The organism is Streptomyces murinus (assembly GCF_002154555.1).
Classification (GTDB): domain Bacteria; phylum Actinomycetota; class Actinomycetes; order Streptomycetales; family Streptomycetaceae; genus Streptomyces; species Streptomyces murinus.
This window is the reverse complement of the sequence record NZ_MUNF01000352.1, coordinates 1-7,282: the sequence shown is the minus strand read 5'-3', so window position 1 is coordinate 7,282 and position 7,282 is coordinate 1. Positions and strand designations below refer to the sequence as shown.

The following is a 7,282-nucleotide window of genomic DNA, read 5'->3' as shown; positions in this document are numbered from 1 at the left end:
CCGACGCGCTCGCCGGGCTGCTCGGCCAGGGACGCCCCGTCCAGCACGCGGTGGCCGCCGACACCGGCAGCGCGGACAACTCCGCCCAGCTGCTCGGCGAAGCCCTCGGCGACGCGGGCGTGCTGCACCTCGCCCGCCGCACCGGCTTCGGCCAGGCCGTCGAGGAGGCGAGCCGCACCGTCCCTGTCCTCACCCCGGACGAGCTGCCCTACCTCAAGCGCCCCAGCGGCTGGGACCCGGCCACCCGCACTTGGCGTGACGACGCCTACGACCTCCCCGAACTGCCCTACGGCGAACCGGTCCAGTGGCTCTGGCTGCTGCATGACGACTGCGCCCCCGAACCCGACGCCCTCGCCCAGCTGCTCCGGGTCGTCGAGAACGAACTCGAACTGGGCCGCGACGATGTGGCGATCGTCGGCCCCAAACTCCGCGGCTGGTACGACCGCAGGCAGTTGCTGGAGGTCGGCGTCTCCATCGCCAACTCCGGCCGCCGCTGGACCGGTCTGGACCGCCGCGAACAGGACCAGGGCCAGCACGACCACGTCCGCACCGTGCTGTCCGTCTCCACCGCCGGCATGCTGATCCGCCGCGACGTCTTCGAACAGCTCGGCGGCTTCGACCGCCGGCTGCCCCTGATGCGCGACGACGTGGACCTGTGCTGGCGCGCCCATCTCGCCGGCCACCGCGTCCTGATCGCCCCCGACGCGGTCGTACGACACGCCGAGGCCGCCTCCCGCGAGCGCCGCGCCGTGGACTGCGTGGGCCGCACCGCCGCCTCCCCGCACAAGGTCGACAAGGCCGGCGCCGTCCACACCCTGCTCGCCAACACCCGTACCGCCGCGCTGCCCTGGGTGATGCTGCGGCTCGTCCTCGGCACCCTGCTGCGCACCGTCGCCTACCTGGTCGGCAAGGTCCCGGGCCAGGCCGTCGACGAGATCCGCGGTCTGCTGGGCACCCTGCTGCGGCCCGAGCGGATCATCGCCGCCCGGCGCCGCCGCGGCACCCCGCAGATCGGCAAGGACGAACTGCGCCCCCTCTTCCCCCCGCCCGGCGCCACCATCCGCGCCACCGTGGAGCAGTTCGCGGGCAACTTCACCAGCGGCTCCGACACCGACACCACCTCGGCCGGCCGGCACGGCGGCGCCGTGGAGTCCGGGCCCGGCGGCGACGACGCCGACTTCCTGGAGGTCGAGCAGTTCGTCCGCCTCAAGCGGATCGCCCGCAGGCCCGGCCCGGTGCTCTTCCTCGCCCTGCTGGTCATCTCCCTGGTCGCCTGCCGCGCCCTGCTCTCCGGCGGCGCGCTCGGCGGCGGCGCCCTGCTGCCCGCCCCGGCGAGCGCCGGTGAACTGTGGACCCGCTTCGCGGAAGCCTGGCATCCGGTCGGCGCGGGCGGCACCCCCGCCGCACCGCCCTACCTCGCCCTCGTCGCCACCCTGGCCACCCTGCTGTTCGGCTCCGCCGGAGTCGCCGTCACCGTGCTGCTGGTCTGCTCGGTACCGCTCGCCGGATGCACCGCCTACTTCGCCTCCCGGCCCCTGGTCACCTCCCGGCTGCTGCGCGCCTGGGCGGCCATCGCCTACGCCTTCCTGCCCGCCACCACCGGCGCCCTGGCCGGCGGCCGCATCGGCACCGCCGTACTCGCCGTACTGCTGCCGCTGATCGCCCGCGCGGGCGTCGCCGCGAGCGGCCTCACCAGCCGCACCGGCGCCCGCGGCAGCTGGCGCGCCACCTGGGCGTACGCACTGCTGCTGACCATCACCACCGCCTTCACCCCGATCGTCTGGCCCCTCGCGCTGATCCTCGGCCTCGGCGTGCTCGTGCTGCGCCGCGCCGACCTGATCGCCCACGGCCTGCGCCTGCTCGTGCAGCTCGGCACCCCGCTGCTGCTCCTCGCCCCCTGGTCGCTGACCCTGCTGCCGACCGGCTTCTTCAAGGAAGCGGGCCTGGCGTACGGCGCCTCCTCCGCCTCCGCGCTCGACCTGCTCGGCGCCAGCCCCGGCGGCCCCGGCACCATGAGCGGCCTGCTGCTGCTCGGCATCGTGCTCGCCGCCCTCGCCGCACTGCTGCGCTCCGAACGGCGGTTGGGCATCCGCACCGCCTGGGTCGTCGCCCTGATCGGCCTCGTCCTCGCGGTCCTCGCCAACCGGTCCGCCTGGGCCGGACCGGCCACCCTCGTCTACGGCATCGCCCTGCTGGCCGCCGCCGTCCTCGGTGCCGACGGCGCCCGCGCGCGCGTGGCCGAGCAGAGCTTCGGCTGGCGCCAGCCGGTGGCCGCCCTGATCGCGCTCACCGCGGCCGTGGGCCCGCTGCTGCTCGCCGGCGCCTGGATGTTCCGCGGCGCCGACGGCCCCGTGCAGCGCCGCGACCCGGCCCAGGTGCCCGCGTTCGTCGCCGAGGACTCCACCACCGGCGACCGGGCCCGCACCCTCGTCCTGGACAGCGACTCCACCGCGCACGTCAGCTACACCCTGGTGCGCGGCGCCGGCGCCCGCATGGGAGACGCCGAATTCGCCGCCACCGACGGCCAGAACGCCCGCCTGGACAAGGTCGTCGCCAACCTGGTCGCGGGCTCCGGCGCCGACCAGGCCGACGAACTCGGCGGCTTCGCCGTGCGCTACGTCCTCGTCCACAAGGGCGCGCCCCGCGACATCACCCGCGTCCTGGACGCCACCCCCGGCCTGGCCCGGCTCAGCCAGCAGAACGGCAACGCCCTGTGGCGCGTCGACCAGGAGGTCTCCCGCGCGGTCATCCTGCCCGCCGGCACCTCCGACTCCGTCGACTCCGGCAGCACCCGGCCGGTCGAGGCCGGACCGGTGGACATCCACACCACCGTCCCGTCCGGCTCGGACGGCCGTGTGCTGCGTCTCGCCGACAGCGCCGCCCCCGGCTGGACCGCCACCCTCGACGGCAAGCCGCTCACCCGCACCACCGTCGACGGCTGGGCCCAGGGCTTCCGACTCCCGTCCAGCGGCGGCCGGTTGGACGTCACCTACGACGCGCCGCTCACCCACACCGCCTGGCTGTTCGCCCAGGGCGCGCTCGCCGTCGTCCTGGTCGTCCTCGCCCTGCCGGGCCGCCGCCGTGACGTGGACGACGACCTCCCCGAGGAGGAGCCGCTGCCCGCGGAGATCCCCACGGGCGAGGGCCGCCGCGCCCGCCGCCTGCGCGCCCAGGCCGAGGAGGAGTCCGCCGCGGAGATGCCCGCAGGGGAAGCGCCCGTAGGGGAGACGCCCATGGGGGAGATGCCCGTAGGGGAGGCCCCGGAGGCGCCCCCGGCCCCGGCCGAGCCGCAGATCCCGCACCAGCAGCCGTACGACCCCGCCTACGACGAGTCGTACGCCACCCCCTACGCGAACACCCCGTACCCCGGCTACGGCAACGACGCCTACCAGCAGGGCGGCTACGACCAGCAGGCGTACCAGGGCGACCCCTACGGCACGGCGCCGTACGACCCGTACGCCTACGGCGGCACCGAGCAGCAACAGCAGCCGTACGACCCTTCGGCGTACCAGCAGCAGGGCTACGACCCGGCGTACGACCCCGCCCAGCAGGGCTACGACCCCGCCCAGCATCCCCATGGCACCGGCAGCGAGCGCCCCGACGGGAGCCAGCAGTGAACCGCACCACCCTGTCCTTGATCGCCGGCACCACCGCGCTTGCCGCCGTCACCGCGGTCGCCGCCCTGGCCACCCCGTCCGCGTCCGGCACGCCCGCACCGGGCGCCGCCGCCCAACTGCCCGTGCAGCGCACCGGTCTGCTGTGCCCGGCGCCCAGCGTGTCGGACATCGCGGACACGACGTACACCTCGTTCACGCCCGTCACCCAGGGCGCCCCGAGCAGCGGCAAGGCCCAACTCCAGGCCGCCCCCGAGCAGTCGGCGGACGGCACGGACGGCACCCAGCAGAGCAAGGGGAAGGGCAAGGGCAAGAGCGGCAAGAAGACGACCGCCGACCTGCCGGCGCTCACCCCGAAGGCGCCCGGCACCCCGGTCACCGGCGACACCTCCGGCGCCGACACGCCCGCGCTGATCGGCACCGCGGACGGGAAGTTCGCGCCCGGCTGGACCGTGCAGGAGACCACCGAGATCGCCGCCGGCACCGGCCGCGGCCTCCAGGGCGTCACCTGCACGCCCGCGGACACCGAGTTCTGGTTCCCGGGCGCCAGCACCGCCGCGAGCCGCACCGACTATGTGCATCTGACCAACCCGGACGACTCCGCCGCCGTCGTGGATGTCGAGCTGTACGGCAAGAACGGCGCGATCAAGTCGCCGCTGGGGGAGAACCTCACGGTCAAACCGCACAGCAGCGAGCCGATCCTGCTGTCCACGCTGACCGACGAGCGGCAGGACGACCTGACCGTGCATGTCAGCGTGCGCAGCGGGCGGGTCGGCGCGACGGTGCAGGCACTGGACGACAAGTCGGGCGGCGACTGGCTGGCCGCGGCCGCCGACCCGGCCGGCAGCCTGGTGCTGCCCGGTATCCCCAAGGACGCCACCGACGTCCGCCTGATCGCCTTCACACCCGGCGACGCGGACGCGGACCTGAAGATCCGCCTCGCCTCGCCCGACGGTCTGATCACCCCGGCGGGCAATGAGGAACTGCACGTCAAGTTCGGCATGACCACCTCGGCCGACCTCGGCCCGCTCACCCGTGGCGAGGCCGGTTCCCTGGTGCTGACCCCCACCGACCAGTCGGTGCCGGTCGTCGCCGCGCTGCGGGTGGTCCGGGGCAAGGGCGCGAACCAGGAGACGGCGTTCATCCCGGCCACCGCCCCCGTCGGCGCGCGCGCCACCGCGGCCGACAACAGCGCCAAGAACACCACCCTCGCCCTGACGGCGCCCACCGCCACGGCCAAGGTCAAGGTCACCGCCTCGGCGGGCAGCGACGGCGGCACGGCGGTCAGCAAGACCTACACGATCAAGGCCGGCACCACCCAGGACATCGACGCCCCGGTCCCCTCCGGCGCCAAGGGCACGTACGCCCTGACCATCGAACCCCTCACCACCACCCCCCTCTACGCCTCCCGCACCCTCACCTCCACCGATCCCTCCGGCTTCACCGTCCAGACCCTGCCGAACGACAGGGGTCTGGTCTCGGTCCCGAGGACGAGCGAGGACCTCTCGATCCTCCAGAAGTAGAAGGCGCCGGGTCAGGGGCACCGCGTCAGCGTCCCCCGACCCGCCGGTTCCGCCCGTCAGACGATGCGTCAGGCCGATGCGTCAGGCCGATGCGTCAGGCCGACGTGTCAGGCGAACGGACCCTCCTGCGTGAAGCGGTGCAGCCCCCGGGCGAAGGCCTCGGCCTCTCCCGGGGGCCACTCCGACAGGCTCGCCATGATGTGGGCGGCCAGCCGCCCGCGCAGCTCGGCCACGGCCCGCAGGCCCGGCTCGGTGAGGACCAGCAACTGGGCGCGCTGATCGGCGGGATCGGGCTCGCGCCGTACGAGACCGGCGTCCTGCAACCGTGAGGCCCGGCGCGTGACCCCGGAGCGGTCGAGGCCCACCTCGGGCGCCAGCTCGGCCGCGCTACAGGGGCCGATCCGGGCGAGGGCGCTGAGGACGGGGTAGGTCAGCTCGTCCACCGCCTCACCCATGCCCTCGGTCAGCTTCTGGTGCAGCCGGGTGCGGGTGGTGCGCCGCAGCAGCACCCCCAGGGCGTCCGCGATCTCCTGCCCGACTTCGTTTTCCGTGTGTGATGACTCCATGCCCGAAGAATAGCGTGCGCAACGCACGCATCCGGTGCTACAGTCATGGCGAAGCGTGCGCAGCGCACGCATCTCGGATTCTTTGAGAGGACCTGCCATGACCCGCACCCGTATCGAGGCCGCCCTGACCGACCTGCTCTTCAACGAGGAGCTGACCCTTCAGGAGGCCGCCGACCGCCACTTCGCCCCGGAGTACCGCCAGCGCACGGACGGGGAGTGGGCGGACCGCGGCGAGTTCCTCGACCACATCGCCCACCTGCGCACCCTCGTCGCCGACGGGCACGTCGAGGTTCACGAGGAGCTGAAGGACGGCAACCGGTACGCCGACCGGCACACCGCCCACATCACGAAGAAGGACGGCACGACCGTGCGGATGGAGGTCTACGTCTTCGCCGACCTGGCGGCCGACGGCCGGTTCAGCCGCATCGAGGAGACCACCCTGATGCTCCAGGGCTCCAGCGCGGACCGCGACCTGGGCAGCGCCCGCTAGGGCCGACCCGGCTTGCCGGGGTCCTTTCGTCGGGCCCCGGCGCCGCCCTATTCCTCGCCGTACCGCGGATCCACCGTCTCCGGCGTTAGCCCGAGCAGCTCCGCGACCTGCTCCACGACCACCTCATGGACGAGCGCCGCCCGCTCGTCCCGCCCCTTCGACCGGATCTCCACCGGGCGCCGGTACACGACCACCCGCGCCCGCCGCCCTTCCCGCGCCGGCATGATCCCGCCGAGCGGCACCGCCTCGTCCCCCCACAGGGCGACGGACTCCTGCCCCTCCAGCCGGGGTACCTCCAGCACCAGGAACTCCACCTCGGCGAGCTGCGGCCACCGCCGCTCCAGCCGTTCCACGGAGTCCTGCACGAGATCCGCGAACACCTCCGCCCTGCTCGCCGCCAACGGCACCTGCGGCGGTGCGATCGGCCCCCGCATGCCCCGCCCGTGACGNNTGCGGCTCGGGGCGGTACACGGTTGTCCATCACTGGTGAAGCGTAGTCCTCGGCCGCCCGGCCCGCCCGGCCGCACGCGCCAACCGGCCACCGGTGAATTCCTGTCGCGGGACGACCGTTCCGGCCAAGGACCGACTCTTTTCGGCAACGGTCCTCGAACCCCTCAAGTCCTGGGAACTCAAGGCAATTGACCGTTTTTGTACTGACTCATGACCGGAAACAGTCCTTCCTGGACGCCCCGAAGTTCCCCTCCGCGCAGCTCAACAGGGCCTGTTCTCACGGGTATGTGGGGCGTCTCACAGCACGACACGGGGGAGTGACCTGGTGGAGAGTCGTCGCGGCCCGCTCAAGAGTGCGGTACCGTCCAACGTCGTGAGCCCTGTACGTCGCTGTTCGCGCACCGCCTGCGGCCGACCCGCCGTCGCGACGCTGACGTACGTCTACGCCGACTCGACCGCGGTCCTCGGCCCGCTCGCCACCTACGCCGAACCCCACTGCTACGACCTGTGCGCCGAGCACTCCGAGCGCCTCACCGCCCCGCGCGGCTGGGAGGTCGTCCGTCTCCTGGACGGCTCCGCCCCCGCCCGCCCCAGCGGTGACGACCTGGAAGCACTCGCCAACGCCGTGCGCGAGGCCGC

General features: G+C 73.7%; 6 protein-coding genes. 4 read left to right on the top strand and 2 right to left on the bottom strand.

All coding sequences use genetic code 11. The features are described 5' to 3' along the window. Positions 1-3,617 (top strand): glycosyltransferase family 2 protein (locus CCN72_RS21430; RefSeq protein WP_086808921.1); only part of this gene is annotated, 3,617 nt, incomplete at its 5' end. Continuing rightward, positions 3,614-5,137, top strand: coding sequence for a DUF5719 family protein (locus CCN72_RS21425; RefSeq protein WP_086808920.1), 1,524 nt, complete (start codon positions 3,614-3,616; stop codon positions 5,135-5,137). The genes CCN72_RS21430 and CCN72_RS21425, both read left to right, overlap by 4 nt. Before the next feature lie 107 nt (positions 5,138-5,244). Here the strand turns inward: CCN72_RS21425 and CCN72_RS21420 are convergent, their stop codons facing one another. Beyond that, a complete protein-coding gene (locus tag CCN72_RS21420) occupies positions 5,245-5,703 on the bottom strand; it encodes a MarR family winged helix-turn-helix transcriptional regulator (RefSeq protein WP_086808919.1) in 459 nt (152 codons plus the stop codon). A 97-nt stretch (positions 5,704-5,800) separates the two neighbouring features. Between CCN72_RS21420 and CCN72_RS21415 the strand changes: the two genes are divergently transcribed. Then, complete coding sequence (locus CCN72_RS21415) at positions 5,801-6,193, top strand: nuclear transport factor 2 family protein (protein WP_086808918.1); 393 nt, start codon at positions 5,801-5,803, stop codon at positions 6,191-6,193. A gap of 47 nt (positions 6,194-6,240) precedes the next feature. Here CCN72_RS21415 and CCN72_RS21410 read toward each other — a convergent pair whose 3' ends face one another. Continuing rightward, on the bottom strand, positions 6,241-6,627 hold the full coding sequence (locus CCN72_RS21410) for a metallopeptidase family protein (RefSeq protein ID WP_037660843.1): 387 nt from the start codon (positions 6,625-6,627) through the stop codon (positions 6,241-6,243). 341 nt (positions 6,628-6,968) lie between these two features. Here CCN72_RS21410 and CCN72_RS21405 point away from each other — a divergent pair. Next, positions 6,969-7,282, top strand: a 314-nt coding sequence (locus tag CCN72_RS21405) for a DUF3499 domain-containing protein (RefSeq protein ID WP_086808922.1), incomplete at its 3' end; no start/stop codon positions are given.